General features: G+C 63.7%; 25 protein-coding genes. 17 read left to right on the forward strand and 8 right to left on the reverse strand.

Annotated elements, in window-relative coordinates:
* Positions 1–18: 18 nt before the first annotated feature.
* Positions 19–564 (reverse strand): gamma carbonic anhydrase family protein, encoded by a 546-nt coding sequence (locus BLS75_RS24545; protein WP_011058438.1) that lies wholly within the window; start codon positions 562–564, stop codon positions 19–21.
* 75 nt (positions 565–639) lie between these two features.
* Between BLS75_RS24545 and prlC the strand changes: the two genes are divergently transcribed.
* Positions 640–2,718, forward strand: a complete 2,079-nt coding sequence (gene prlC / locus BLS75_RS24550) for an oligopeptidase A (RefSeq protein ID WP_019095604.1) — start codon at positions 640–642, stop codon at positions 2,716–2,718.
* Entirely contained in the window at positions 2,715–2,993 is a 279-nt protein-coding gene (locus tag BLS75_RS24555; RefSeq protein ID WP_011058440.1) for a YheV family putative zinc ribbon protein, read from the forward strand. The genes prlC and BLS75_RS24555 overlap by 4 nt, the downstream gene beginning before the upstream one ends.
* Positions 2,994–3,112: 119 nt before the next feature.
* On the opposite strand, the gene BLS75_RS24560 is transcribed toward BLS75_RS24555, so the two are convergent.
* A complete protein-coding gene (locus BLS75_RS24560; protein WP_072451941.1) occupies positions 3,113–3,772 on the reverse strand; it encodes a phosphatase domain-containing protein in 660 nt (219 codons plus the stop codon).
* A gap of 293 nt (positions 3,773–4,065) precedes the next feature.
* Between BLS75_RS24560 and BLS75_RS24565 the strand changes: the two genes are divergently transcribed.
* Genes BLS75_RS24565 through BLS75_RS24575 form a run of 3 tightly spaced genes read left to right on the forward strand, consistent with a single transcriptional unit; the run spans position 4,066 to position 7,925 of the window.
* A complete protein-coding gene (locus tag BLS75_RS24565; RefSeq protein ID WP_072451942.1) occupies positions 4,066–4,821 on the forward strand; it encodes a gluconate 2-dehydrogenase subunit 3 family protein in 756 nt (251 codons plus the stop codon).
* A gap of 2 nt (positions 4,822–4,823) precedes the next feature.
* Complete coding sequence (locus tag BLS75_RS24570) at positions 4,824–6,608, forward strand: GMC family oxidoreductase (RefSeq protein WP_019095987.1); 1,785 nt, start codon at positions 4,824–4,826, stop codon at positions 6,606–6,608.
* A 12-nt stretch (positions 6,609–6,620) separates the two neighbouring features.
* On the forward strand, positions 6,621–7,925 hold the full coding sequence (locus BLS75_RS24575) for a cytochrome c (RefSeq protein ID WP_072451943.1): 1,305 nt from the start codon (positions 6,621–6,623) through the stop codon (positions 7,923–7,925).
* Between the two features lie 45 nt (positions 7,926–7,970).
* Here the strand turns inward: BLS75_RS24575 and BLS75_RS24580 are convergent, their stop codons facing one another.
* Complete coding sequence (locus tag BLS75_RS24580; RefSeq protein WP_072451944.1) at positions 7,971–8,327, reverse strand: hypothetical protein; 357 nt, start codon at positions 8,325–8,327, stop codon at positions 7,971–7,973.
* Positions 8,328–8,526: 199 nt separating this feature from the next.
* Between BLS75_RS24580 and BLS75_RS24585 the strand changes: the two genes are divergently transcribed.
* From BLS75_RS24585 to BLS75_RS24595, 3 genes are all read left to right on the forward strand, one after another.
* The gene (locus tag BLS75_RS24585; RefSeq protein ID WP_072451945.1) at positions 8,527–9,585 is read left to right on the forward strand and encodes a PA0069 family radical SAM protein; all 1,059 of its coding nucleotides are present in this window, start codon (positions 8,527–8,529) and stop codon (positions 9,583–9,585) included.
* Positions 9,586–9,828: 243 nt separating this feature from the next.
* Positions 9,829–10,563 carry a carbonic anhydrase gene (locus BLS75_RS24590; RefSeq protein ID WP_011058446.1) on the forward strand — a complete coding sequence of 245 codons (735 nt, stop codon included), beginning with the start codon at positions 9,829–9,831 and terminating at the stop codon, positions 10,561–10,563.
* 91 nt (positions 10,564–10,654) lie between these two features.
* Positions 10,655–12,190 carry a SulP family inorganic anion transporter gene (locus BLS75_RS24595; RefSeq protein WP_072451946.1) on the forward strand — a complete coding sequence of 512 codons (1,536 nt, stop codon included), beginning with the start codon at positions 10,655–10,657 and terminating at the stop codon, positions 12,188–12,190.
* 83 nt (positions 12,191–12,273) lie between these two features.
* Here the strand turns inward: BLS75_RS24595 and BLS75_RS24600 are convergent, their stop codons facing one another.
* Positions 12,274–12,924: a hypothetical protein gene (locus BLS75_RS24600; protein WP_015633641.1), complete on the reverse strand. Its 651-nt coding sequence runs from the start codon at positions 12,922–12,924 to the stop codon at positions 12,274–12,276.
* A 373-nt stretch (positions 12,925–13,297) separates the two neighbouring features.
* Between BLS75_RS24600 and coxB the strand changes: the two genes are divergently transcribed.
* From coxB to BLS75_RS24620, 4 genes are all read left to right on the forward strand, one after another.
* On the forward strand, positions 13,298–14,425 hold the full coding sequence (coxB, locus tag BLS75_RS24605; RefSeq protein WP_011058449.1) for a cytochrome c oxidase subunit II: 1,128 nt from the start codon (positions 13,298–13,300) through the stop codon (positions 14,423–14,425).
* 82 nt (positions 14,426–14,507) lie between these two features.
* On the forward strand, positions 14,508–16,103 hold the full coding sequence (ctaD, locus tag BLS75_RS24610; RefSeq protein WP_041114980.1) for a cytochrome c oxidase subunit I: 1,596 nt from the start codon (positions 14,508–14,510) through the stop codon (positions 16,101–16,103).
* A gap of 99 nt (positions 16,104–16,202) precedes the next feature.
* Entirely contained in the window at positions 16,203–16,760 is a 558-nt protein-coding gene (locus BLS75_RS24615; protein WP_011058451.1) for a cytochrome c oxidase assembly protein, read from the forward strand.
* Positions 16,761–16,793: 33 nt separating this feature from the next.
* The gene (locus BLS75_RS24620) at positions 16,794–17,681 is read left to right on the forward strand and encodes a cytochrome c oxidase subunit 3 (protein ID WP_019095612.1); all 888 of its coding nucleotides are present in this window, start codon (positions 16,794–16,796) and stop codon (positions 17,679–17,681) included.
* Positions 17,682–17,687: 6 nt separating this feature from the next.
* Here BLS75_RS24620 and BLS75_RS24625 read toward each other — a convergent pair whose 3' ends face one another.
* Positions 17,688–17,891: a twin transmembrane helix small protein gene (locus BLS75_RS24625; RefSeq protein ID WP_011058453.1), complete on the reverse strand. Its 204-nt coding sequence runs from the start codon at positions 17,889–17,891 to the stop codon at positions 17,688–17,690.
* Between the two features lie 70 nt (positions 17,892–17,961).
* On the opposite strand from BLS75_RS24625, the gene BLS75_RS24630 reads away from it, so the two are divergent.
* The 5 genes from BLS75_RS24630 to BLS75_RS24650 are packed head-to-tail and all read left to right on the forward strand — an operon-like array spanning position 17,962 to position 21,870.
* A complete protein-coding gene (locus BLS75_RS24630; protein WP_072451947.1) occupies positions 17,962–18,702 on the forward strand; it encodes an SURF1 family protein in 741 nt (246 codons plus the stop codon).
* Positions 18,668–19,258 (forward strand): hypothetical protein, encoded by a 591-nt coding sequence (locus tag BLS75_RS24635; protein WP_015633644.1) that lies wholly within the window; start codon positions 18,668–18,670, stop codon positions 19,256–19,258. The genes BLS75_RS24630 and BLS75_RS24635 overlap by 35 nt, the downstream gene beginning before the upstream one ends.
* 10 nt (positions 19,259–19,268) lie before the next feature.
* Positions 19,269–20,348: a COX15/CtaA family protein gene (locus BLS75_RS24640; RefSeq protein WP_072451948.1), complete on the forward strand. Its 1,080-nt coding sequence runs from the start codon at positions 19,269–19,271 to the stop codon at positions 20,346–20,348.
* Positions 20,336–21,238, forward strand: a complete 903-nt coding sequence (gene cyoE / locus BLS75_RS24645) for a heme o synthase (protein ID WP_011058457.1) — start codon at positions 20,336–20,338, stop codon at positions 21,236–21,238. The genes BLS75_RS24640 and cyoE overlap by 13 nt, the downstream gene beginning before the upstream one ends.
* Positions 21,235–21,870 (forward strand): SCO family protein, encoded by a 636-nt coding sequence (locus tag BLS75_RS24650; protein WP_015633647.1) that lies wholly within the window; start codon positions 21,235–21,237, stop codon positions 21,868–21,870. The genes cyoE and BLS75_RS24650 overlap by 4 nt, the downstream gene beginning before the upstream one ends.
* A gap of 199 nt (positions 21,871–22,069) precedes the next feature.
* On the opposite strand, the gene BLS75_RS24655 is transcribed toward BLS75_RS24650, so the two are convergent.
* From BLS75_RS24655 to BLS75_RS24665, 3 genes are read right to left on the reverse strand one after another with little or no spacing between them, the layout of a single operon-like run.
* Positions 22,070–22,843 carry a MetQ/NlpA family ABC transporter substrate-binding protein gene (locus tag BLS75_RS24655; RefSeq protein WP_015633648.1) on the reverse strand — a complete coding sequence of 258 codons (774 nt, stop codon included), beginning with the start codon at positions 22,841–22,843 and terminating at the stop codon, positions 22,070–22,072.
* Positions 22,844–22,902: 59 nt separating this feature from the next.
* The gene (locus tag BLS75_RS24660) at positions 22,903–23,568 is read right to left on the reverse strand and encodes a methionine ABC transporter permease (RefSeq protein ID WP_011058460.1); all 666 of its coding nucleotides are present in this window, start codon (positions 23,566–23,568) and stop codon (positions 22,903–22,905) included.
* Complete coding sequence (locus BLS75_RS24665; protein WP_011058461.1) at positions 23,568–24,575, reverse strand: methionine ABC transporter ATP-binding protein; 1,008 nt, start codon at positions 24,573–24,575, stop codon at positions 23,568–23,570. Before BLS75_RS24665 ends, BLS75_RS24660 begins: the two co-directional genes overlap by 1 nt.
* Between the last annotated feature and the right edge of the window lie 179 nt (positions 24,576–24,754).

Here is a 24,754-nt window from a genome sequence, read left to right on the forward strand (position 1 = left end):
GGGCTGTGCAAGGGGGGGTCAGGGCCGGTCGTAGCCTTCGGCCAGGTGCAGGTCCTTGAGCTTCACGTAGTTGGCGGCGCTGTAGGTGAAGAAGGCGCGTTCCTTGTCGGTCAGCGGGCGCGCCTGCTTCACCGGGCTACCTACATAGAGAAAGCCGCTTTCCAGGCGCTTGCCCGGTGGCACCAGGCTGCCGGCGCCGACTATCACATCGTCCTCCACCACCGCGCCATCCATGACAATGCTGCCCATGCCGATCAGCACCCGGTTGCCGATGCTGCAACCGTGGAGCATGACCTTGTGGGCGATGGTCACGTCGTCGCCGATCAGCAGCGGGAAGCCGTCGGGGTTGAACGGGCCGGCGTGGGTGATGTGCAGCACGCTGGCGTCCTGCACGCTGGTGCGCGCGCCGATGCGGATGCGGTGCATGTCGCCGCGGATCACGGTCAGCGGCCAGACCGAGCTGTCGGCGCCGATTTCCACGTCGCCGATGACCACCGCCGAGTGGTCGACAAAGGCCCGCTCGCCCAGGTTCGGGGTGTGGTTCTGGTAGCTGCGAATGGCCAAGTGCGAATGCCTCTCTGAGATTTATTAATGGGGGCTATAGCTGCGGTGGGCGTCGATTGTAATTAAGATGGCTCAATGTTTCTTCCAGCCAAGGTGCCCACCGTGAGTGTGAACAACCCTCTTCTGCAGCCCTACGACCTGCCGCCGTTCTCGGCGATCCGCGCCGAGCATGTGCAACCGGCCATCGAACAGATCCTGGCTGACAACCGCGCCGCCATCGCTGACATCCTCAAGACCCAAGCCACCCAGCCGACCTGGGCTGGCCTGGTGCTGGCCATGGACGAGCTCAATGATCGCCTGGGCGCTGCCTGGAGCCCGGTCAGCCACCTCAACGCAGTGTGCAACAGCGCCGAACTGCGTGAAGCCTATGAGGCCTGCCTGCCGGCCCTGAGCGCCTATTCCACGGAAATGGGCCAGAACCGCGAGCTGTTCCAGGCCTTCGACGCCCTGGCCAAGAGCCCGGAAGCCGCCGGTTTCGACGTGGCGCAGAAGACTATCCTCGAACACTCCCTGCGGGACTTCCGCCTGTCGGGCATCGACCTGCCGCCCGAGCAGCAAAAGCGTTATGCCGAGGTGCAGAGCAAGCTTTCCGAGCTGGGCAGCCGGTTCTCCAACCAACTGCTGGATGCCACCCAGGCCTGGACCAAGCACATCACCGATGAAGCCGCCCTGGCCGGCCTGACCGACTCGGCCAAGGCGCAAATGGCAGCCGCCGCCCAGGCCAAGGACCTGGAAGGCTGGCTGATCACCCTGGAATTCCCCAGCTACTACGCAGTGATGACCTACGCCCAGGACCGTGCCCTGCGCGAAGAAGTCTATGCCGCCTACAGCACCCGCGCGTCGGACCAGGGCCCTAACGCCGGTCAGAACGACAACGGTCCGGTGATGGAAGAAATCCTCGACCTGCGTCAGGAGTTGGCCAAGCTCCTGGGTTTCGCCAGCTTCTCCGAGTTGAGCCTGGCCACCAAGATGGCCGAGTCCAGCGACCAGGTGCTGAGCTTCCTGCGGGACCTGGCCAAGCGCAGCAAGCCGTTTGCCGCCCAGGACCTGGAGCAGCTCAAGGCCTACGCCGCCGAACAGGGTTGCCCCGACCTGCAAAGCTGGGACAGCGGTTTCTACGGCGAGAAGCTGCGTGAGCAGCGCTACAGCGTTTCCCAGGAAGCTCTGCGCGCCTATTTCCCCATCGACAAGGTGCTGAGCGGGCTGTTCGCCATTGTCCAGCGCCTGTACGGCATCGAGATCGCCGAGCAGAAAGGTTTCGATACCTGGCACCCGGACGTGCGCCTGTTCGAGATCAAGGAAAACGGCCAGCACGTCGGCCGCTTCTTCTTCGACCTCTATGCCCGCGCCAACAAGCGCGGCGGTGCCTGGATGGACGGTGCCCGCGATCGCCGTCGCACGCTGGACGGGGTATTGCAAAGCCCGGTAGCCAACCTGGTGTGCAACTTCACCCCGGCGGTCAGCGGCAAGCCGGCCTTGCTGACCCACGATGAAGTCACCACCCTGTTCCACGAATTCGGCCACGGCCTGCACCACCTGCTGACCCGGGTCGAGCACGCCGGAGTGTCCGGGATCAACGGCGTGGCCTGGGACGCCGTCGAGCTGCCGAGCCAGTTCATGGAAAACTGGTGCTGGGAGCCGGAAGGCCTGGCCCTGATCTCCGGCCACTATGAAAGCGGCGAACCGCTGCCCCAGGACCTGCTGCAGAAGATGCTGGCGGCGAAGAACTTCCAGTCCGGGCTGATGATGGTGCGCCAGCTGGAATTTTCCCTGTTCGACTTCGAACTGCACGCCACCCACGGCGACGGCCGCAGCGTGCTGCAAGTGCTGGAAACCGTGCGCGACGAAGTCTCGGTGATGCGCCCGCCGGCCTACAACCGCTTCCCCAACAGCTTCGCGCACATCTTCGCCGGCGGTTATGCCGCGGGGTACTACAGCTACAAGTGGGCGGAAGTGCTGTCGGCCGACGCCTTCTCCAGGTTCGAGGAAGAGGGTGTGCTCAATTCGGCCACCGGGCGTGCGTTCCGCGAGGCGATCCTGGCCCGTGGCGGCTCCCAGGAGCCTATGGTGCTGTTCGTCGATTTCCGCGGACGCGCGCCGTCGATTGACGCACTCTTGCGCCACAGCGGCCTCAGCGAGGACGCGGCAGCATGAGTGACGCACCCGTGAAGACCAAGAAACGCTTTATCGCCGGGGCGGTATGCCCGGCGTGCAGTGAGCAGGACAAGCTGATGATGTGGAGTGAGGACGATGTGCCTCATCGCGAGTGTGTGGCCTGTGGCTACTCCGACACCCTCAACGAACAGGGGCTGTCGGTGCCCAAGGAACTCGGGACCCGGGTCAACAGCGCGACGCCCAAGGTGGCGGACATCAAGGTGCAATCGGTGCAGTTTTTCCCCAACCCCAAGTTGAAGAAAAAGACTGACTGACCCCGCAGTAAAAAGCCGGCTCCCCTCCAGGAGCCGGCTTGCCGGCGAAGCGATTCGCCCCCCTTCTTTCGATCCCTGGGTTTTCGCAAGCAGGCTCGCTCCTACACAGGGTGTGGCGCTCAGTTGCTCAGCGGCCTGGTCGCGCTCACCGTCTCGAACCAGCTCTTTACCGAACAGGTGGCGAATACGCTGGTGCTGCAATCGCCATTGGCCAGGGCGGTGCGCAGTTTGTCGACATCGGCCTGCATCATGTAGCGAATGCCATCCTTGAAGTGGGAACTGTCGCCGTACCCACCCTGGGTCATTTCATTCAGCGCTTCTTCTTTGCTCCAACCCTGGATCACCACCCGGTACATGGCCGACATCAGGCCGGTGCGGTCCGAACCATGCTTGCAGTGCATCAGCACCGGGCCCTGGGCTTCGGCGCTCTGGATCGCGCGCAGGGCCTTGAGCACATCGGCGTCGTCCACATGGTTGGTGCGATAAGGCAACTGCACCTGGTTGATGCCTGGTGCCGACAGCCAGCTGGCGTCGGATTCCGGCAGGAAGTTGATCACCGTTGCCACCTTGAGCTGCTGCAGCAGCGGCATCGCGCCTTTGTCCGGCAGGGCGCTGCGATACAGGGTCGGGGACATCTGGTACAGGTTGTACTGCTTTTCCACTGGCTGCGCCCATTGGTCCGGGCGGCGGGAGGGGGCCTCGGCGGCTTGTACCTGGGGCCCGGCCAGCAGCGCCAGCAACGACAGGCAAAGGGCCGGGATGAAACGAATGCTCGACATGCGCGGGATCACCGATGAGGGGATTCAATGCCGCGCAGTATCGATTTGCCGGGGTCAAAGCCCCGTGAGCCCCCTGTCAAAGAATCGTGAAGCTGATCCGCTTTTTCCGGCGGTTTCTGATCTTTTTTTCCGCCTGAAACGATTCATTTGGATGCTTAGCCTGCTACCATTTGTAACTAAAGTTTGCTGATGTGTTCATAAAACCGGGTCTTCCCGGCCTTTTGCGTTGCCAAAACACAAAGTCGCGCCATGACGCGGCTGACCAATCCATCAATGCCTGATGAGGTGCACCCATGTCTGATCAAGATCGAGACAACCCGCGGCGTGAGTTTTTGCGTAAATCCCTGACCTTGATCCCTGTGGTCACCGTCGCCAGCACCGGCCTGGGCGGCTCCCTGCTGGCGGCTGCACCTGAAACGGCCATTGCTGCCACGCCGGCCACGCCGGGCAAGCAGCCCGCCGGCAGCGGCCAGGGCTATGAGCCGGGCTACTTCACCGCCGAGGAGTGGGCCTTCATCAAGGCCGCGGTGGAACGCCTGATCCCGGCCGACGAAATGGGCCCGGGCGCCCTGGAAGCCGGCGTGCCGGAATACATCGACCGGCAGATGAATACCCCCTACGCCGCTGGCGCCCTGTGGTACATGCAAGGCCCGTTCAAGGCCGACGCCGCACCGGAGATGGGCTGGCAGAGCAAACTGGTGCCCAAGGACATCTATCGCCTGGGCATTGCCGCCACGGATGCGTGGTGCAAAGAGCTCAAGGGGCAAACATTTGCTGCGCAAGACAGCGCTACCCGAGACGACTTGCTCAAGCAACTGGAGGCCGGAACCCCGCAGTTCGACGCGGTCCCGGCCAAGCTTTTCTTCAATCTGCTGTTGCAGAACACCAAGGAAGGCTTCTTCAGCGATCCGATCCACGGTGGCAATAAAGGCCTGGTGGGCTGGACCCTGATCGGCTTTCCCGGCGCTCGCGCCGATTTCATGGATTGGGTGGAACGCAACGAGCAATACCCCTTCCCGGCTGTATCGATTCGCGGCGAGAGGGCTTGAGCATGGCAACAGTGATGAAGAAGGTCGACGCAGTGATCGTCGGTTTCGGCTGGACCGGCGCGATCATGGCCAAGGAACTGACCGAGGCCGGGCTCAATGTGCTGGCGCTGGAACGCGGGCCGATGCAGGACACCTACCCGGATGGCAACTATCCCCAGGTGATCGACGAACTCACCTACAGCGTGCGCAAGAAACTCTTCCAGGACATTTCCAAAGAGACGGTGACCATCCGCCACAGCGTCAACGACGTGGCCCTGCCCAACCGGCAACTGGGGGCCTTTCTGCCGGGCAATGGCGTGGGCGGTGCCGGCCTGCACTGGTCCGGGGTGCACTTTCGGGTCGACCCCATCGAGCTGCGCATGCGCAGCCACTACGAAGAACGTTACGGTAAGAACTTCATCCCCAAGGACATGACCATCCAGGACTTCGGCGTCAGCTATGAAGAGCTGGAGCCGTTCTTCGACTACGCGGAAAAGGTCTTCGGCACTTCGGGCCAGGCCTGGACCGTGAAGGGCCAACTGGTGGGCGACGGCAAGGGCGGCAACCCTTATGCGCCGGATCGCTCGGACCACTTCCCGCTGGAATCGCAGAAGAACACCTATTCCGCACAGCTGTTTCAGAAAGCGGCCAATGAGGTGGGCTACAAGCCCTACAACCTGCCGTCGGCCAATACCTCGGGGCCTTACACCAACCCCTATGGCGCACAGATGGGGCCGTGCAACTTTTGCGGCTTCTGCAGCGGCTACGTCTGCTACATGTACTCCAAGGCCTCGCCCAACGTGAACATCCTGCCGGCCCTCAAGCCGCTGCCGAACTTCGAGCTGCGGCCCAACTCCCACGTGCTCAGGGTCAACCTCGATAGCAGCAAGACCCGCGCCACCGGCGTCACCTACGTCGATGGCCAGGGCCGCGAGATCGAGCAGCCGGCGGACCTGGTGATCCTCGGCGCCTTCCAGTTCCACAACGTGCGCCTGATGTTGCTGTCGGGCATCGGCAAGCCCTACGACCCGATTACCGGCGAAGGCGTGGTGGGCAAGAACTTCGCCTACCAGAACATGGCCACCATCAAGGCCTACTTCGACAAGGACGTGCACACCAACAACTTCATCGGCGCCGGCGGCAACGGCGTGGCGGTGGACGACTTCAACGCCGACAACTTCGACCACGGCCCCCACGGCTTTGTCGGCGGCTCGCCGATGTGGGTCAACCAGGCCGGCAGCCGGCCCATCGCCGGCACCTCGAACCCGCCGGGTACCCCGGCCTGGGGCAGTGCCTGGAAGAAAGCCACCGCCGACTACTACACCCATCAGGTCTCCATGGACGCCCACGGAGCGCATCAGTCCTACCGTGGCAACTACCTGGATCTGGACCCGGTGTACCGTGATGCCTACGGCTTGCCCCTGCTGCGGATGACCTTCGACTGGCAGGAAAACGACATCAAGATGAACCGCTTCATGGTGGAGAAAATGGGCAAGATCGCCGAGGCGATGAACCCCAAGGCCATTGCCTTGCTGGGCAAGAAGGTCGGTGAGCACTTCAACACTGCGTCCTACCAGACCACCCACTTGAACGGCGGCGCGATCATGGGCACCGACCCCAGGACCAGCGCCCTGAACCGCTACCTGCAAAGCTGGGACGTGCACAACGTCTTCGTGCCCGGGGCTTCGGCCTTCCCTCAAGGCCTGGGCTACAACCCTACCGGCCTGGTGGCAGCGTTGACCTACTGGTCGGCCCGGGCGATCCGCGAGCAGTACCTGAAAAACCCCGGCCCGCTGGTTCAGGCATAAGGAGCGATGACCATGAAAGCACTCGTTATCGCCACCCTGGCGCTGCTGGGCAGCGCAGCCGCCAATGCTGCCGAAGCGGATCAGCAAGCCCTGGTGCAACAGGGCGAATACCTGGCCCGCGCCGGTGACTGCGTGGCCTGCCATACCGCCAAGGACGGCAAGCCGTTCGCCGGCGGGCTGCCGATGGAGACCCCCATCGGCGTGATCTATTCCACCAACATCACCCCGGACAAGACCGGCATCGGCGACTACAGCTTCGAGGACTTCGACAAAGCCGTGCGCCATGGCGTGGCCAAGGGCGGCAGCACCCTGTACCCGGCCATGCCGTTTCCTTCCTACGCCCGAGTCAGCGACGCCGACATGCAAGCGTTGTATGCCTACTTCATGAAGGGCGTGACACCGGTGGCCCGGGACAACCAGGACAGTGACATTCCCTGGCCCCTGAGCATGCGCTGGCCGTTGTCCATCTGGCGCTGGATGTTCGCCCCGAGCGTGGAGACCCCGGCACCTGCGGCTGGCAGCGATCCGGTGATCAGCCGCGGTGCCTACCTGGTGGAAGGCCTGGGCCACTGCGGCGCCTGCCACACGCCACGGGCCCTGACCATGCAGGAGAAGGCCCTGAGCGCCAGCGATGGCAGCGACTTCCTGTCTGGCAGCGCGCCGCTGGAGGGCTGGATCGCCAAGAGCCTGCGTGGCGATCACAAGGATGGCCTGGGCAGTTGGAGCGAAGAGCAACTGGTGCAGTTCCTCAAGACCGGTCGCAGTGATCGCAGCGCGGTGTTCGGCGGCATGAGCGATGTGGTGGTCCACAGCATGCAGTACATGACCGACGCCGACCTGACGGCGATTGCCCGCTATCTCAAGTCCCTGCCGGCCAATGACCCCAAGGACCAGCCGCACCAGTACGACAAGCAAGTGGCCCAGGCCCTGTGGAACGGTGACGACAGCAAGCCGGGCGCGGCGGTGTACATCGACAACTGCGCGGCCTGCCACCGCACCGACGGCCACGGCTACACCCGGGTGTTTCCGGCGCTGGCGGGCAACCCCGTGCTGCAATCGGCGGATGCCACCTCGCTGATCCATATCGTGCTCAAGGGCGGCACCTTGCCGGCGACCCACAGCGCGCCGTCGACCTTCACCATGCCGGCCTTCGCCTGGCGCCTGTCGGATCAGGAGGTGGCCGATGTGGTCAACTTCATCCGCAGCAGCTGGGGCAACCAGGCCTCGGCGGTGAAGCCCGGGGATGTGGCGGCGCTGCGCAACGGCGACTTGCAGAGCACCTCCAACGACGACCTGGGGCAGGTCACCAGCCACTAACCCCAAGGCCGGCGCTCACTGCGGGCGCCGGCCCGGGATGGCCGTTCAGCCCTGGGTGAAGCGCTGGATGCCCAGGCGGCTTTCCAGTTGATAGCCGGCAATGCAGTCCGCCAGCCCGGCGGTCATCAGGTCTTGCCAGCTTGCGGGGAGCAGGCCGATGCCGTCGTGGCAGGGGTTCCAGCGCACCTCGGCGAACTTCGGGTCCGTTTCATCGAAAGGTTGCTGGCCGCTCACAGTGGCCTTTTCGATGTCCTGGGTGCACAGCTCGAATTCGCAGGCCACTCCCCACAACTGCCCGTCGGGTGCCCTGACGATGATCAGGTCGGCACCTTGTTCGTAGCTGGGGAGGTAGGCCTCTGCGGCGTAGAAAATCTTTTCCAGCGTGCCGGGTGTCCTGGGCATGCTTGTGCTCCTGTTCTTTGAGCCTGCCTTATACCCTAGCGCCACACGCCCGCAGTAGCCGGCTTGTCGGCCAAGGATGCGGTACGCCTTGTGTCGCATTGGGGAACGTCCGCTGTCAGGGGTGGGTTTCGGTCCGACGGTGCTGGTCAGGTAAATCCGGCTCCATTACTGTATGTGCATACAGTTATGGAGTGCTTCCATGTTCAACCCCCTGCCTCCCCGTGGTCGCGGTACCGCGAGCAATCCGCACAACCGTTTTGCGCCCAATCGTTCGGTGGCCGAGGATGATGGCTGGCACCAGGAAGTGCCGTTGACCCAGGGCACCGAGGTGCGCTTTGAAACGGCCAAGTCGATCATCACCCGCAACAGTTCGCCGGACCTGCCCTTCGACCGCTCCATCAACCCCTATCGCGGTTGCGAGCACGGTTGCATCTATTGCTACGCGCGACCCAGCCACGCCTATTGGGACCTGTCCCCGGGGCTGGATTTCGAAACCAAGCTGATCGCCAAGAGCAACACCGCGGCCTTGCTGGAGCAGCAACTGTCCAAGCCCGGCTATCGCTGCGCACCGATCAACCTGGGGTCCAATACCGATCCCTACCAGCCCATCGAGCGCGAACAGCAGCTGACCCGGCGCACCCTGGAGGTGCTGCTGCGCTATCGACACCCGGTGACCATCGTCACCAAGGGCTCGTTGATCCTCCGGGACCTGGACCTGCTGAGCGAGCTGGCGCGCCAGCGCCTGGTGGCGGTGATGATCAGCCTGACCACTTTGGACGATGAGTTGAAGCGCATTCTCGAGCCCCGGGCGGCGGCGCCCAAGGCGCGCTTGCGGGCCATCCGGGTGATGCGCGGGGCGGGCATCCCGGTGGGCGTGCTGTGTTCGCCGATGATCCCGATGATCAACGACAGCGAGCTGGAAAGCCTGCTCAGCGAGGCCCATGCCGCGGGGGCGCAGAGCGCGGCCTACATGATGCTGCGCCTGCCCCTGGAAGTGGCGCCGCTGTTCGAGGAGTGGCTGGCGGCGCATTACCCGCAAAGGGCGGCCCATGTGCTCAGCCTGATCCGCCAGAGCCGTGGCGGTGAGCTCTACGACAGCCGTTTTGGTGCCCGCATGCGCGGTCAAGGGCCCTTCGCCGACCTGCTGGCCCAGCGTTTTGCCAAGGCGCTCAAGCGTCTGGGGCTCAACCGTCGCGAGGGTTTCGATCTCGACTGTTCAGCCTTCTGTCCGCCGGGCGGGCAGATGTCGTTGTTGTGAGCGGCATTGGCCTATCGTTGAGTAGTGGGCGCAGCGTTCCCGAGGTACTCTGGTCGCCTTTTGCCATCGCTCATAGTGGCGTTCTAGAGCCTTCCGTTCAGTTTGAGTTAAGTATTCATGGCTACCTTGTTCATCGAGTGACCTATGGGTCGCCGCCAGCGGGTCGGTGGTTTTTTTATCGATGGCTGGCGTCGTGCCGGATATTTCTGGAAAATTCACCAAATCCGACAGAGAGGATGAATCATGAGTGACAAGGATAAACAGCCGTTGGCTGCGTCGGCTCCGGCACCCACAGAAGTCGCCGAGACCGCCGATGCAGCGCTGCAGCACATCGTTGACGGCTTTTTGCATTTTCATCATGAAGTCTTCCCGCAGCAGGAAGAGCTGTTCAAGAAACTCGCCACCGCTCAGCGGCCGCGGGCGATGTTCATTGCCTGCGCCGACTCGCGCATCGTTCCCGAGCTGATCACCCAAAGCTCCCCGGGCGATCTGTTCGTGACCCGCAACGTGGGCAACGTGGTGCCGCCCTACGGGCAGATGAACGGTGGTGTTTCCACGGCGATCGAGTACGCGGTGCTGGCCCTGGGGGTGCATCACATCATCGTCTGCGGGCACTCGGATTGCGGCGCCATGCGCGCGGTACTCAACCCGCAGAGCCTGGAGAAAATGCCCACGGTCAAGGCCTGGCTGCGCCACGCCGAAGTGGCGCGGACCATGGTCCACGAGAACTGCGATTGCGCCGACGAATCCTCCAGCATGCATGTGCTGACCGAAGAGAACGTCATTGCTCAACTGCAGCACCTGCGCACCCATCCTTCCGTGGCCTCGCGCATGGCCAACGGCCAGTTGTTCATCCATGGCTGGGTCTATGACATCGAGACCAGCTCGATCAAGGCCTACGACGCCGACAAGGGGTGTTTCCTGCCTCTGGATGGCAGCCACCCGATCCCGGTAGCGACGCCCAAAGCGCGTTTCTGATCCCACCTCAATCCCCCTGAGTGGTTGTAGCCAGGGCTGCCATCTGGCGGCCCGGCTTTGCCACGCCTGAAGAAAAGTCGGGAGAACTGTCATGCGTGCAGCACAGTTGAAAAGTGTCCTGCCACGGGAGCTGCTGGCTTCGGTGGTGGTGTTTCTGGTGGCCCTGCCCCTGTGCATGGGGATCGCCATTGCCTCGGGCCTGCCGCCGGCCAAGGGCCTGATCACCGGGATCATCGGTGGCCTGGTGGTGGGCTGGCTGGCGGGCTCGCCCTTGCAGGTCAGCGGGCCGGCGGCCGGGCTGGCGGTGCTGGTGTTCGAGCTGGTGCGCCAGCATGGGGTGGCCATGCTCGGGCCGATCCTGCTGCTGGCCGGGCTGCTGCAATTGCTGGCCGGGCGCCTGCGCCTGGGTTGCTGGTTCCGGGTCACGGCGCCAGCGGTGGTCTACGGCATGCTGGCGGGCATCGGCGTGCTGATCGTGCTGTCCCAGGTGCATGTGATGCTCGATGCCGCGCCCCAGGCCTCGGGCCTGGATAACCTTGTGGGCTTTCCCCAGGCTCTGGCGCAGGCCTTGCCGAGCCTGGGGTGGCAGGCTGGCTTGCTGGGGTTGGCGACTATCGCGGTGATGTGGGGCTGGGACAAGTGGCGGCCCCAGGCGCTGCGGTTCATCCCCGGTGCCCTGCTCGGTGTCGGGCTGGCGACCCTGGCCAGCCTGCTGCTGGCGCTGCCGGTGAAGCGCGTCGAGGTGCCGGCCAACCTGGCCGAGGCCATCGACTGGCTGCGCCCCGCCGACCTGCTCAACCTGGCGGACCCCAACCTGCTGATCGCCGCCTTCGCCGTGGCCTTTATCGCCAGTGCCGAAACCCTGCTCTCCGCCGCCGCGGTGGATCGCATGCACAGCGGCCAGCGCTCGGACTTCGACCGTGAACTGTCGGCCCAGGGCGTGGGCAACATGCTCTGCGGTCTGCTGGGTGCCCTGCCCATGACCGGTGTCATCGTGCGCAGCTCGGCCAATGTCCAGGCCGGGGCCCAGACCCGTTATTCGACGATTTTCCATGGCCTGTGGCTGCTGGGTTTCGTGCTGGTGCTGTCCAGCGTGCTGCAGAGCATTCCGGTGGCGAGCCTGGCGGGGGTGCTGGTCTACACCGGCTTCAAGCTGGTGGACCTCAAGGTCTTTCGCGGCCTGGGGCGCTACGGGCGCATGCCGATGCTGACTTACGCGGTGACGGCCCTGGCGATTGTCTTCAGCGACCTGCTGACCGGGGTACTGATCGGCTTTGCCCTGACCCTGGCCAAGCTGGCGTTCAAGGCGTCGCGCTTGAAGATCAGCCTGATCGACCTGGCAGAGGAAGGCGAGATGGAGTTGCGTCTGGTCGGCGCTGCGACCTTTCTCAAGGTGCCGGCCCTGACTCGGGTGCTGGCGACGATTCCCCCGGTCACCACTGTGCATGTGCCCCTCAGCAACCTCAGTTATATCGACCATGCGTGCCTGGAGTTGCTGGAAGACTGGAATCGGGCCAACAGTGCCAAGGGCTCGCGGCTGATGATCGAAACGCGGGGCTTGAAGCGGCGCCTGGAGGGCCGGTTGACCACCACCAGCGGCGTGGGGGCGGCTGCGGCGAGAGGTTGAATCGCCGGGTGGGCGGGAGGGGCTTGGGTGAGCCAGGCCCTTCGCCACAAGGCTCGCTGCGAGCCTTGCTGGCGAGGAATGGGTCAGGCGGCGGGCTGGTCGAGTTCCAGTTCCACGCCCAGTTGGCGTGACAGGCAAGGCCAGCGTTTCCAGGCGGCCTCGGTGTCCGGGCTGCTGAGTTTCTCGCGGTAGGCTTCCACCGACTCCAGGGCGAAGCTTTCTTCGTCGAGCATGGCGTCGACGGCGTGGTGCACCGCTTCGTCCAACTGGTTGGCGAAGGTTTCGCCGATCAGTTGGTGGGCGATGAGGTTGGCGACAGTCATGTCCAGGGGGATCAGCGGACGGCCGAAATGCTTGATGTACAGGTCGTTGACCTCTTCCACCAGACGGTGGGCCAGATAGGCTTCATCCAGCAGGCCGTCGAGGCCGACGTGGCCATCCATGATGGCCGGCGGCTGGAGGAAGAATTGCTCGGCGATCTTCAGCACCGGCTTGATCTGCGACTCGATGCCGGCTTCCCGGGCTACAGAGTTGGCGGCGTCCAGAAGGTCTGGAACCTGGTCGATATAGGCGCTGACAAAACGGGTCATGACGCCCTTGGCGTCGACTTCGGGCAGCTGGATGGCGGGGTGCAGGTGAGGCAATTGGCTCTCCAACTGACGGGTCAGGAGGCCGGTACTGGCTTCGTGCTGCTGGGCCAGTTTGATCTGCTCGCGCAATGCGGCGGTGTTCATGAAAACTCCAGGGAACAAGGGCAATTGAATAGGGAGAACATAAGTTAGCCTGCTTACAAAAGCGCTTAAGACGCATTTGTCATAATTATTTCATGCTTAGTCACCACGGTTATATCGTTTCGCCATCCAGGGCACTCGATCCCTTTCCCGCCGTGGCCTGCAAACCTCCTTATTAGTGTTTCAGCTGATTTACGCCCTCGCGTTGCGAGGTGGGAGTCGCTGTCTATACTCGCCCTTGTATGAAGTTAGCTGATGACGCCCGACTGCAAATGCAGCGAAGGCTCGGCCGGTTTAAGTTCGTAGTCTAGGCAGCCGCTCCCTTGCCGCAGGTGTTAAGCCGGCGGGATAACAAGAACGATAAGGGGAACCCGCAATGATGCGACATCCACATGTCTGGATGGGCCTCCTGTTGTGGTCGGTATTCAGCCAGGCGCAAGCCGCCTGGACCGTGAATATGACGCCTGGGGCGACCGAGATAAGCCACGCGGTATTCGACCTGCACATGACCATCTTCTGGATCTGTGTGGTGATCGGCGTCATCGTCTTCGGTGCGATGTTCTGGTCGATGATCGTTCACCGCCGTTCCGTCGGCCAGGTCCCGGCCAAATTCCACGAAAGCACCACGGTGGAAATCCTCTGGACCATCATTCCCTTCCTGATCCTGGTGGCCATGGCCGTGCCTGCCACGGCGACGCTGATCAAGATGTACGACACCAGCGAGCCGGACGTGGATATCCAGATCACCGGCTACCAGTGGAAGTGGCACTACAAGTACCTCGGCCAGGACGTGGAGTTCTTCAGCAACCTGGCCACCCCCGCCGACCAGATCCACAACCAGAGCACCAAGGGCGAGCACTACCTGCTGGAGGTCGACCAGCCGCTGGTACTGCCGGTGGGCGCCAAGGTGCGCTTTCTGGTGACCGCCGCCGACGTCATCCACTCCTGGTGGGTGCCGGCCTTCGCGGTCAAGCGCGATGCCATCCCCGGCTTCGTCAACGAAGCCTGGACCCGGGTCGACAAGCCCGGCATCTACCGTGGCCAGTGCGCCGAGCTGTGCGGCAAGGACCACGGCTTCATGCCGATCGTGGTGGAGGTCAAGAGCCAGGCCGACTACGACACCTGGATGGGCGAGCGCAAGGCCGAGGCGGCCAAGCTCAAGGAGCTGACCAGCAAGGAATGGACCCTCGACGAGCTGGTGGCCCGCGGTGACAAGATCTACCACACCACCTGCGTTGCCTGTCACCAGGCGGAAGGCCAGGGCCTGCCGCCGATGTTCCCGGCCCTCAAGGGCTCGAAGATCGCTACCGGTCCCAAGGAGGCTCACCTGAGCCTGGTGTTCCACGGCAAGCCGGGCACCGCCATGGCCGCCTTCGGCAAGCAGCTGTCGGAAGTCGACATCGCCGCCGTCGTCACCTACGAACGCAACGCCTGGGGCAACAACAAGGGCGACATGGTGACGCCCAAGGAAGTCCTGGCGCTGAAGCAGGCGGAAAGCAAATGAGCCGGCTCATGGGGTATGTGCGCAACCGGTCGCGGCGTTTCGCCGCCGATCATCCAGTCCATTCGCTCGCAGGAGACAGGACATGAGTGCTGTGATCGATGACCACGGCCACGCCGGCCATGATGACCACGCCCATGGCCCGGCCAAGGGCCTGATGCGCTGGGTACTGACCACCAACCACAAGGACATCGGTACCCTGTACCTGTGGTTCAGCTTCTGCATGTTCCTGCTGGGCGGCTCGTTCGCCATGGTGATCCGTGCCGAACTGTTCCAGCCCGGGCTGCAGATCGTCGAGCCGGCGTTCTTCAACCAGATGACCACCATGCATGGCCTGGTGATGGTCTTCGGTGCGGTGATGCCGGCCTTCGTCGGCCTGGCCAACTGGATGATCCCGTTGATGATCGGCGCGCCGGACATGGCCCTGCCGCGGATGAACAACTTCAGCTTCTGGCTGCTGCCGGCGGCCTTCCTGTTGCTGATCTCGACCCTGTTCATGCCCGGCGGCGGGCCGAACTTCGGCTGGACCTTCTATGCCCCCCTGTCCACCACCTACGCCCCGGAAAGCGTGACCTTCTTCATCTTCGCCATCCACCTGATGGGCGTCAGCTCGATCATGGGCGCGATCAACGTGATCGCCACCATCCTCAACCTGCGAGCCCCGGGCATGACCCTGATGAAGATGCCCCTGTTCGTCTGGACCTGGCTGATCACCGCCTTCCTGCTGATTGCGGTGATGCCGGTACTGGCCGGGGTGGTGACCATGATGCTGATGGACATCCATTTCGGCACCAGCTTCTTCAGTGCAGCCGGCGGCGGTGACCCGGTGTTGTTCCAGCACGTGTTCTGGTTCTTCGGCCACCCCGAGGTGTACATCATGATCCTGCCGGCCTTCGGCGCGGTCAGCTCGATCATCCCCACCTTCAGCCGCAAGCCACTGTTCGGCTACACCTCGATGGTCTATGCCACCGGGGCGATCGCCTTCCTGTCGTTCATCGTCTGGGCGCACCACATGTTCGTGGTGGGCATCCCGCTGGTGGGCGAGCTGTTCTTCATGTACGCCACCCTGCTGATCGCCGTGCCCACCGGGGTCAAGGTGTTCAACTGGGTGAGTACCATGTGGCAGGGCTCGCTGACATTCGAGACACCGATGCTGTTCGCGGTGGCCTTCGTCATCCTGTTCACCATCGGCGGTTTCTCCGGGCTGATGCTGGCCATTGCCCCGGCGGACTTCCAGTACCAGGACACCTACTTCGTGGTGGCGCACTTCCACTACGTACTGGTGCCGGGGGCGATCTTCGGGATCTTCGCCTCGGCCTACTACTGGCTGCCCAAGTGGACCGGACACATGTACGACGAGACCCTGGGCAAGCTGCACTTCTGGCTGTCCTTCGTCGGCATGAACATGGCGTTCTTCCCCATGCACTTCGTGGGGCTGGCGGGCATGCCGCGGCGGATCCCGGACTACAACCTGCAGTTCGCCGACTTCAACATGGTGTCCTCCATCGGTGCCTTCACTTTCGGTGCGACGCAGATCTTCTTCCTGTTCATCGTCATCAAGTGCATCCGCGGCGGCAAACCGGCTCCGGCCAAACCCTGGGAAGGTGCCGAAGGCCTGGAGTGGAGCATTCCCTCGCCGGCGCCATACCACACCTTTGTCACCCCGCCGGAAGTGAAATGAACATCTGTGCTGTAGGAGCGAGCTCGCTCGCGAAGGCGCCAGAGTATGGTGCCCGCTTCGCCGGCAAGCCGGCTCCTACAGGCTTGGGAGGACGTTGAGATGGCCGAGGTAACGCTGAAGAAACTGGTGACCCGCCTGTTGCTGGTGGTGGTGGCGATGTTCGTCTTCGGTTTTGCCCTGGTGCCGATCTACGACGTGATGTGCAAGGCCCTGGGGATCAACGGCAAGACCGGTGGGCAGTACGCGGACCAGGGGCAGCAGGTGGATGTATCGCGCCAGGTGCGGGTGCAGTTCCTGTCCACCAACGCCATCGACATGGTCTGGGATTTCTATCCCAAGTCCGATGACATCGTGGTCCATCCGGGGGCGGTGAACGAGATGATCTTCATCGCCCGCAACCCCAGCGACCACCCGATGAGCGCCCAGGCGATCCCGAGCATCTCCCCCAGCAGCGCGGCCATGTATTTCCACAAGACCGAGTGCTTCTGCTTTACCCAGCAGGTGCTGCAGCCGGGCGAGAAGATCGAGATGCCGGTGCGTTTCATCGTTGACCGTGACATGCCCAAGGATGTGAAGCACCTGACGCTGGCTTACACGCTGTTCGATATCACCGCGCGTCATCCACCGGTGGCGGTTGCCGCCAAGAACGGTGGCTAGACGATCTAGCGTGCCCGATAAGGAGAACAACCCATGGCGACTCATGAGCACTATTACGTTCCCGCCCAGAGCAAGTGGCCGATCATCGCAACGGTGGGCATGTTCGTCACCGTGGTGGGCCTGGGCACCTGGTTCAACGACCTCAAGGCGGCGCGACCGGAATCCCACGGCCCGCTGATCTTTTTCGTCGGCGGCCTGCTGCTGGCCTATATGCTGTTCGGCTGGTTTGGTGCTGTGGTCAAGGAAAGCCGCGCCGGGCTCTACAGCGCCCAGCTCGATCGCTCGTTCCGCTGGGGCATGAGCTGGTTCATCTTTTCCGAAGTGATGTTCTTCATGGCCTTCTTCGGCGCGCTGTTCTATGTGCGGCACATGTCCGGGCCCTGGCTCGGCGGTGAGGGGCACAAGGGCATCGCCCACATGCTGTGGCCGAACTTCGAGTTCGTCTGGCCGCTGCTCAACAACCCCGACCCGAAACTCTTTCCGCCGCCCAAGGGCACCATCAGCCCCTGGGGCCTGCCGCTGCTCAACACCATCCTGCTGGTGAGTTCCAGCGTCACCGTGACCATCGCCCACCACGCCTTGAAGAAAGGCCATCGCGGCGCGCTGAAGATCTGGCTGGCGCTGACGGTGCTGCTGGGTTGCGCCTTCCTGGGCTTTCAGGCCGAGGAATACATCCATGCCTACCACGAGCTGGGGCTGACCCTGGGTTCGGGGATCTACGGCGCCACCTTCTTCATGCTCACCGGTTTCCACGGTGCCCACGTGACCATTGGCACCCTGATCCTGTTCGTGATGCTGATGCGCATCATGCGCGGGCATTTCGACGCCGAGCACCAGTTCGGCTTCGAGGCCGCCAGCTGGTACTGGCACTTCGTCGATGTGGTCTGGATCGGCCTGTTCGTTTTCGTCTACGTGCTCTGAGGCGCCCTACCAGGGCGCGTGGGAGACCAGCTGGCCGCTGAAGAAACCCCAGGCGATCAAGCCGACGGTGACCACGGCCAGCGCGACCCGAATGCTCAGTGAGGTCACCAGGCGCTTGGATGAACTGTCGTCCTTGACCAGAAAGAACAGGCCGCTGAACAGGCTGACAACCGTGGCAATCAGCATCAGGACGATGGCTGCTTTGAGCATGGTGGGACTCCGGGGGAAACGCGATGTACAGCAGTATAGCGAGTGGATTTCTCAGCCTTGCAGGCCAGCCATGAAGGGCTTCCGGCCGGGCATCGGGCCGACCCTGGTGGTGCTTTTGCTGCTGCCGGTGCTGGTTGCCCTGGGCTTCTGGCAACTGGGCCGGGGCGAGCAGAAGCGCCAGTTGCTGGCCAGCTACGCCGAGCGCCGTGCGGCGGAGCCGGTGGCCCTGTTCGAGCTGTTGGCCAGCGAGGATCCGGCTTTTCGCCGGGTACGCCTGCACGGTCATTTCGATGCCGACCACAGCCTGTTGCTGGATAACCGCCTGCATGACGGCAAGGTCGGGGTCGAGCTGCTGCAACCCTTCCTCGACCAGGCCAGCGGTCGCTGGCTGCTGGTCAACCGCGGCTGGCTGCCCTGGTCCGACCGGCGCACGCCTCCCGTATTCAGCACCCCGCAGCAGAGCCTGAGCCTGGATGCCTGGGTCTACGTTTCGCCGGGCGCGGCATTCCAGCTGCACGCCGACCCCAGCGGCGCAAGCTGGCCGCGGCTGATTACCGCCGTGGCGCCACAAGCGCTCTGGGCCGAGCTGGGCCGCAGCGGTTTCGACCATGAAGTGCGCCTGGAGTCGGGCCCAGGGGCCTACCTGACCGAATGGCCGGTGGTCGCCATGGGCCCGGAAAAACACCAGGCCTATGCGGTGCAGTGGTTCGCCATGGCCCTGGCGCTGTTCGCTCTCTATCTCTATTTCGGCTGGCACAACACTCGGGAGAAACGCCATGGGAACGGCCATGAATCCACCCAACATCTCTGACGCCCAGGCGCCCAACCGGCGGCGCGGCCGCTGGCAACTGGTGCTGATCCTGCTGATGGTGATCGGCCCGATGATCCTTGCCACCGGCATGTACAAGCTGCAGTTCTGGGTACCGGAAAGCCGCAGCTATCACGGCGAGCTTATCGGCAATGGCCAGACCCGCGCCCAGATCGGCGTGCAGGCCGAGGAGGATCGCTGGCAGGTTCTGGTCACCGCGCCCGGGGAGTGCGCAGTGGATTGCCAGCAACTGGTGTACCTGGCGCGGCAGATCCAGATCGCCCTGGGCCGTGATGCCTCGCGGGCCAGCCATGCCCTGGCCAGCGCCCGGCCCCTGAGCGCCGAATACGAAGCCAAGCTGCAGCGGGAATACCCGCAACTGCAACGCTACCCCCTGGACCTGGCGACCTTCACCAAGGGCGCCAACGACAAGGAGGCGCCGCAGCTGTGGATCGTCGACCCCCACAGCAACCTGGTGCTGCGCTATGACGCCCGGGTCAAGGGCAAGGACCTGCTCAACGACCTGCGCCACCTGCTGAAACTGTCGAACATCGGATAAGGGCATCGTCATGGCCAAACCTGGATTTCGCCTCGCGTTGTTTGCCACCTTGCTGGCCCTGATCGTGGTGCTGCTGGGCGCCTACACCCGGCTGACCCATGCCGGTCTCGGCTGCCCGGACTGGCCCGGCTGCTACGGCTTTATCAGCGTGCCGAAAGGCGAAGCCCAGTTGGCCCATGCCGAGCTGCATTTTCCTGATACCCCGGTGGAGGCCCACAAGGGCTGGAACGAGATGATCCACCGATACTTCGCCGGCACCCTGGGGCTGCTGATCGTGCTCCTGGCGGCCCGGGCCTGGACCCATCGCCGGCATCCGGGGCAGCCCCTGAAGCTGCCGCTGTTCCTCCTGGCAGTGGTGTTCGCCCAGGCGGCCTTCGGCATGTGGACGGTGACCCTCAAGCTCTGGCCGCAAGTGGTCACCGCGCACCTGCTGGGCGGTTTCGCCACCCTGAGCCTGTTGTTCCTGCTGACCTTGCGCCTGTCCGGGGTATTGCCGGCGCTGATCGTGCCGCGGCGCTTGCAGCACTGGGCCACCGCCGGGCTGGTGCTGGTGATCGGGCAGGTCGCCCTGGGCGGCTGGGTCAGTTCCAACTACGCGGCGGTAGCCTGTATCGACCTGCCCACCTGCCATGGCCAGTGGTGGCCGAACATGGATTTCGCCAACGGCTTCCACCTGACCCAGCACATCGGCCCCAACTACCTGGGCGGGCAACTGGACAGTGATGCCCGCACCGCCATCCACATGACCCACCGGGTCGGCGCGGTGCTGGTGACCCTGGTGTTGCTGGGCCTGGCCTGGCAGCTGCGGCAGACCGGCATGACCCGCCTGGCCGGGCTGGTGCTGGTGGCGCTGGGGGCGCAGGTCAGCCTGGGCCTGAGCAACGTGTTCTTTCATTTGCCACTGCCGGTGGCCGTGGCCCACAACGCCGGGGGGGCGGCGCTGCTGCTGACCCTGGTGCTGATCAACTACCACGCCCGTACCAGCCTGGTACGGGCCCGGGATCGCCTGCCCTTGGGCTGGCGGCTCAGCCCGCGTAAACAGATGGCGGGTCCCATCACCATCAAAGGAGAGATGCCATGGCGACTCTGATCAGCGAACGTCAGCATCCCCAGGCCATCTGGCGCGATTACCTGGAGCTGACCAAACCCAAGGTGGTGGTGCTGATGCTGATCACCTCCCTGGTGGGCATGTTCCTCGCCACCCGCGCCGGGGTTCCGTGGACGGTGCTGGTGTTCGGCAACCTGGGCATTGCCCTGTGCGCGGGTGGCGCGGCGGCGGTGAACCATGTGGTGGATCGGCGCATCGACGCGCTGATGGCCCGGACCCACAAACGGCCCCTGGCCGAAGGCCGGGTATCGCCACGAGCGGCGCTGGCCTTTGCCCTGCTCCTGGCGCTAGCCGGGCAGGCGCTGCTGCTGACCTTCACCAATCCACTCACGGCCTGGCTGACCCTGGCCTCGCTGCTGGGCTATGCGGTGGTCTACACCGGGTTTCTGAAACGCGCGACACCGCAGAACATCGTGATTGGTGGGCTGGCCGGCGCGGCTCCACCGTTGCTGGGCTGGGTCGCCGCCACCGGGCACATGAGCGCCGAACCGCTGCTGCTGGTGCTGATCATCTTCGCCTGGACCCCGCCGCACTTCTGGGCCCTGGCCATCCACCGCAAAGAGGAGTACGCCAAGGCCGATATCCCGATGCTGCCGGTGACCCATGGCGAGCACTACACCAAGGTGCACATCCTGCTCTACACCTTTGCCCTGCTGGCGGTGAGCCTGCTGCCCTATGTCATCCACATGAGTGGCGTGTTGTACCTGGTGTGTGCCCTGGCCCTGGGCGGGCGCTTCCTGCAATGGGCCTGGGTGCTGTACCGTGGCACTCGGCCGCACGCGGCGATCAACACCTTCAAGTACTCTATTTATTACTTGTTCCTGCTGTTCATCGCCCTGCTCGTAGACCACTACCTATTGTTGAACCTATGACTCGAACTCAGAAAACCGTCTTTATTCTCGTTGCCCTGGTGGCCCTGGTGCTGGGGCTTACCGTCAACAAAGTACTGTCCGGCAAGGGTCAGGGCGACCCCACTGCACTGATCGATGCGGGCATCATCCTGCTGCCGCAAAGCCGTACCCTGCCTGCGGTGAAGATGGTCGACCAGGACGGCCAGCCGGTGGTGATCGACGAGTTGAAGGGCAAATGGTCGCTGCTGTTCTTCGGCTACACCTTCTGCCCGGACATCTGCCCCACCACCCTGGCGCAGTTGCGGCAGATCAAGAGCGAGCTGCCCAAGGAAGCGGTGGACAAGCTGCAGGTGGTCCTGGTCAGCGTCGACCCCAACCGTGATACCCCGCAGCAGCTCAAGCAGTACCTGGGCTACTTCGACAAGGACTTCAAGGGCCTGACCGCCTCCTCGGTGGAAGACCTGCAGAAGCTCGCCAACGCCGTGAGCATTCCCTTCATCCCGGCCGATACCAGCAAGCCCAACTACACCGTGGACCACAGCGGCAACCTGGCGGTGATCGGCCCGGACGGTACCCAGCGCGGTTTCATCCGTGCTCCGCTGAACAATCAGAAGCTGGTGGCCCAACTGCCGGTGATGCTGCAGCGCAAATAACGCTACATGCTCGAACCGCCGAACCGCCGAACCGCCGAACCGCCGAACCCTGTAGCCGCTGCCGCAGGCTGCGATCGGCCTCGAAGAGGACGCGCTCCTGAGGCCCTCGGAAGACGCTGGGCGCCTTATCCCGGCCTTCGGCAGCGGCTACAACGAAACGGGGCGCCCCAAGGCGCCCCGTTTGTGTTTCTGCAACCGATCAGAACGCCGGCACGATGGCGCCTTTGTACTTCTCGAGAATGAACTGCTTCACTTCAGGGCTGTGCAGGGCCGCGACCAGCTTCTTCATGGCGTCCGAATCCTTGTCGTCAGGACGGGCCACCAGGATGTTCACGTAAGGCGAATCCTTGCCTTCGATCACCAGGGCGTCCTTGGAAGGATCCAGCTTGGCTTCCAGGGCATAGTTGGTGTTGATCAGCGCCAGGTCGACCTGGGTCAGCACGCGCGGGATGGTGGCTGCTTCCAGTTCACGGAACTTCAGGTCCTTGGGGTTCTCGGTGATGTCCTTGATGGTGGCCAGGATGTTGTTGGAATCCTTGAGCTTGATCAGGCCGGCCTTGTCCAGCAGCAACAGCGCGCGGCCGCCGTTGGTGGCGTCGTTGGGGATCACCACGGTGGCGCCGCCCGGCAGTTCGGAGAGCTGCTTGTACTTGCTGGAATAGGCACCCAGGGGCTCGACGTGAACACCGGCAACGTTCACCAGCTTGGTGCCCTTGGCCTTGTTGAACTCATCCAGGTAGGGCTGGTGCTGGAAGAAGTTGGCGTCCAGGCGCTTTTCGGCGACTTGCACGTTGGGCTGCACGTAGTCGGTGAAGACCTTGACCTTCAGGTCCACGCCTTCCTTGGCCAGGGCCGGTTTGACGAATTCCAGGATCTCGGCGTGGGGCACTGGTGTGGCGGCCACGGTCAGGGTTTCGGCGGCGTGCGCGGAGAACGCGGCAACGGCTGCGAAAGCGACGAGTAGTTTTTTCATCCAACAAGCTCCTTGTAAGTCGCCCGACCCCGGGCGCCTGCCGGCCTGGGCCGGCAATTTTATTTGCGGGAAAAGTGCACCACCAGCTTGTCGCCGACGGTTTGCAGAACCTGGACCAGCACCAGCAGCAACACCACGGTCACCACCATCACATCGGTCTGGAAGCGCTGGTAGCCGAAGCGGATCGCCAGGTCGCCCAGGCCACCGGCCCCCACCACGCCGGCCATGGCGGTGTAGGACACCAGGGTAATGGCAGTCACGGTGATAGCGGCAAAGATGCCCGGGCGGGCTTCCGGGAGCAAGGCATTGGTAATGATCTGCCGGGTGCTGGCACCCATGGACTGGGTGGCCTCGATGATGCCGCGATCCACTTCGCGCAGGGCGGTTTCCACCAGCCGGGCAAAGAACGGCGTGGCGCCGACCACCAGCGGTGGAATGGCCCCGGCAACCCCCAGCGATGTGCCGGTGATCAGTACGGTGAAGGGAATCATCACGATCAGCAGGATGATGAACGGCAGCGAACGCAGGATGTTGACCACCAGCGACAGCAGCGCATACAGCGACTTCTGCTCCAGCAGTTGGCGCGGGCTGCAGAGGAACAGCAGCACGCCCAGTGGCAGGCCCAGCAGTACGGTGAACAGCAGCGAGCCGCCGAGCATCATCAGGGTGTCGCCGGTGGCCAGCCAGATTTCCAGCCAGTCGATGTTGGCGAAGAAGGTATCCATCAGCGCAGCACCTCCATGTGGACATCTGCCGCGGTGAAGCGGGCGAAGGCCGCTTCCATGTCACCGCCGGTGATGGCCAGGGTCAGTTGCCCGTAAGGGGTGTCCTTGATGCGGTCGATGCGTCCGGCGAGGATGCTGTAGTCGACCCCGGTCTCCCGGGCCACGGTGCCCAGCAGCGGCGCGTAGGTGGAATCGCCCTGGAAGGTCAGGCGCACGATGCGCCCCGGTACGTGGGCGAAGTCGTCGCGCTGCTCGTTCTCGTCGATCTGCTCGTCTTCCTGGACGAAGCGCCGGGTGGTCGGGTGCTTGGGGTGCAGGAACACGTCGGCCACCGGGCCCTGTTCGACGATCACGCCGGCGTCCATCACCGCCACCTGGTCACAGACGCGACGGATCACGTCCATCTCGTGGGTGATCAGGACGATGGTCAGGTTCAGCTCGCGGTTGATCTCGGCCAGCAGTTGCAGGACCGAGGCAGTGGTCTGCGGGTCCAGGGCACTGGTGGCCTCGTCGCACAGCAGGATCTTCGGCTTGGTGGCCAGGGCGCGGGCGATGCCGACGCGCTGCTTCTGGCCGCCGGACAGCTGCGCCGGGTATTTCTTCGCGTGGTCGGCCAGGCCGACCCGGTCCAGCAGCTCGGCCACCCGGCGGTCGATGTCGCTGCGCGACAGCTCGCCGGCCAGGGTCAGGGGCAGGGCGACGTTGTCGGCCACGGTCTTGGACGACAGCAGGTTGAAGTGCTGGAAGATCATGCCGACCTGCTGGCGGAAGCGGCGCAGGCCACTGGCGTCCAGGGCGGTGACGTCTTCGTCGTCGACGACGATGGTGCCGCCACTGGGGTTTTCCAGGCGGTTGATCAGGCGCAGCAGAGTACTTTTACCCGCACCGGAGTGGCCGATCAGGCCGAACACCTGGCCATTCTCGACCCGAAGGCTGGTCGGGTGCAGGGCGGGAATATCCTTACCGGCGACCCGGTAGGTTTTATGGACGTTTTGAAACTCGATCACGTAGCGAACCTTGTGGGGCGCGTTAGAAAAGGATCAGCGGTTAGCCGGGCGCGCATTTTAGCCTGTCCGTATAGAGGTTCTTAGCATTTATTTCGCAATCATCCTGCCATTTGGCAATAACGCGATCAAAGGTCATAAAAAAGGAACGCTCGCACCTTCTCGTCAGTCACTAGTTAAGT

Origin of the sequence: Pseudomonas sp. NFPP12 (assembly GCF_900103205.1) — a bacterium.
GTDB lineage: Bacteria > Pseudomonadota > Gammaproteobacteria > Pseudomonadales > Pseudomonadaceae > Aquipseudomonas > Aquipseudomonas protegens.

Coding starts and splice junctions, on each gene's coding strand:
- BLS75_RS24590 (WP_011058446.1), top strand. CDS start 9,829: ATGAGTGACAAGGATAAACAGCCGTTGGCTGCGTCGGCTCCGGCACCC.
- BLS75_RS24660 (WP_011058460.1), bottom strand. CDS start 23,568: ATGGATACCTTCTTCGCCAACATCGACTGGCTGGAAATCTGGCTGGCC.
- coxB (WP_011058449.1), top strand. CDS start 13,298: ATGATGCGACATCCACATGTCTGGATGGGCCTCCTGTTGTGGTCGGTA.
- BLS75_RS24615 (WP_011058451.1), top strand. CDS start 16,203: ATGGCCGAGGTAACGCTGAAGAAACTGGTGACCCGCCTGTTGCTGGTG.
- BLS75_RS24580 (WP_072451944.1), bottom strand. CDS start 8,327: ATGCCCAGGACACCCGGCACGCTGGAAAAGATTTTCTACGCCGCAGAG.
- BLS75_RS24620 (WP_019095612.1), top strand. CDS start 16,794: ATGGCGACTCATGAGCACTATTACGTTCCCGCCCAGAGCAAGTGGCCG.
- BLS75_RS24585 (WP_072451945.1), top strand. CDS start 8,527: ATGTTCAACCCCCTGCCTCCCCGTGGTCGCGGTACCGCGAGCAATCCG.
- BLS75_RS24575 (WP_072451943.1), top strand. CDS start 6,621: ATGAAAGCACTCGTTATCGCCACCCTGGCGCTGCTGGGCAGCGCAGCC.
- BLS75_RS24650 (WP_015633647.1), top strand. CDS start 21,235: ATGACTCGAACTCAGAAAACCGTCTTTATTCTCGTTGCCCTGGTGGCC.
- prlC (WP_019095604.1), top strand. CDS start 640: ATGTTTCTTCCAGCCAAGGTGCCCACCGTGAGTGTGAACAACCCTCTT.
- ctaD (WP_041114980.1), top strand. CDS start 14,508: ATGAGTGCTGTGATCGATGACCACGGCCACGCCGGCCATGATGACCAC.
- BLS75_RS24655 (WP_015633648.1), bottom strand. CDS start 22,843: ATGAAAAAACTACTCGTCGCTTTCGCAGCCGTTGCCGCGTTCTCCGCG.
- BLS75_RS24560 (WP_072451941.1), bottom strand. CDS start 3,772: ATGTCGAGCATTCGTTTCATCCCGGCCCTTTGCCTGTCGTTGCTGGCG.
- BLS75_RS24625 (WP_011058453.1), bottom strand. CDS start 17,891: ATGCTCAAAGCAGCCATCGTCCTGATGCTGATTGCCACGGTTGTCAGC.
- BLS75_RS24635 (WP_015633644.1), top strand. CDS start 18,668: ATGGGAACGGCCATGAATCCACCCAACATCTCTGACGCCCAGGCGCCC.
- BLS75_RS24600 (WP_015633641.1), bottom strand. CDS start 12,924: ATGAACACCGCCGCATTGCGCGAGCAGATCAAACTGGCCCAGCAGCAC.
- BLS75_RS24565 (WP_072451942.1), top strand. CDS start 4,066: ATGTCTGATCAAGATCGAGACAACCCGCGGCGTGAGTTTTTGCGTAAA.
- BLS75_RS24570 (WP_019095987.1), top strand. CDS start 4,824: ATGGCAACAGTGATGAAGAAGGTCGACGCAGTGATCGTCGGTTTCGGC.
- cyoE (WP_011058457.1), top strand. CDS start 20,336: ATGGCGACTCTGATCAGCGAACGTCAGCATCCCCAGGCCATCTGGCGC.
- BLS75_RS24640 (WP_072451948.1), top strand. CDS start 19,269: ATGGCCAAACCTGGATTTCGCCTCGCGTTGTTTGCCACCTTGCTGGCC.
- BLS75_RS24630 (WP_072451947.1), top strand. CDS start 17,962: ATGAAGGGCTTCCGGCCGGGCATCGGGCCGACCCTGGTGGTGCTTTTG.
- BLS75_RS24555 (WP_011058440.1), top strand. CDS start 2,715: ATGAGTGACGCACCCGTGAAGACCAAGAAACGCTTTATCGCCGGGGCG.
- BLS75_RS24595 (WP_072451946.1), top strand. CDS start 10,655: ATGCGTGCAGCACAGTTGAAAAGTGTCCTGCCACGGGAGCTGCTGGCT.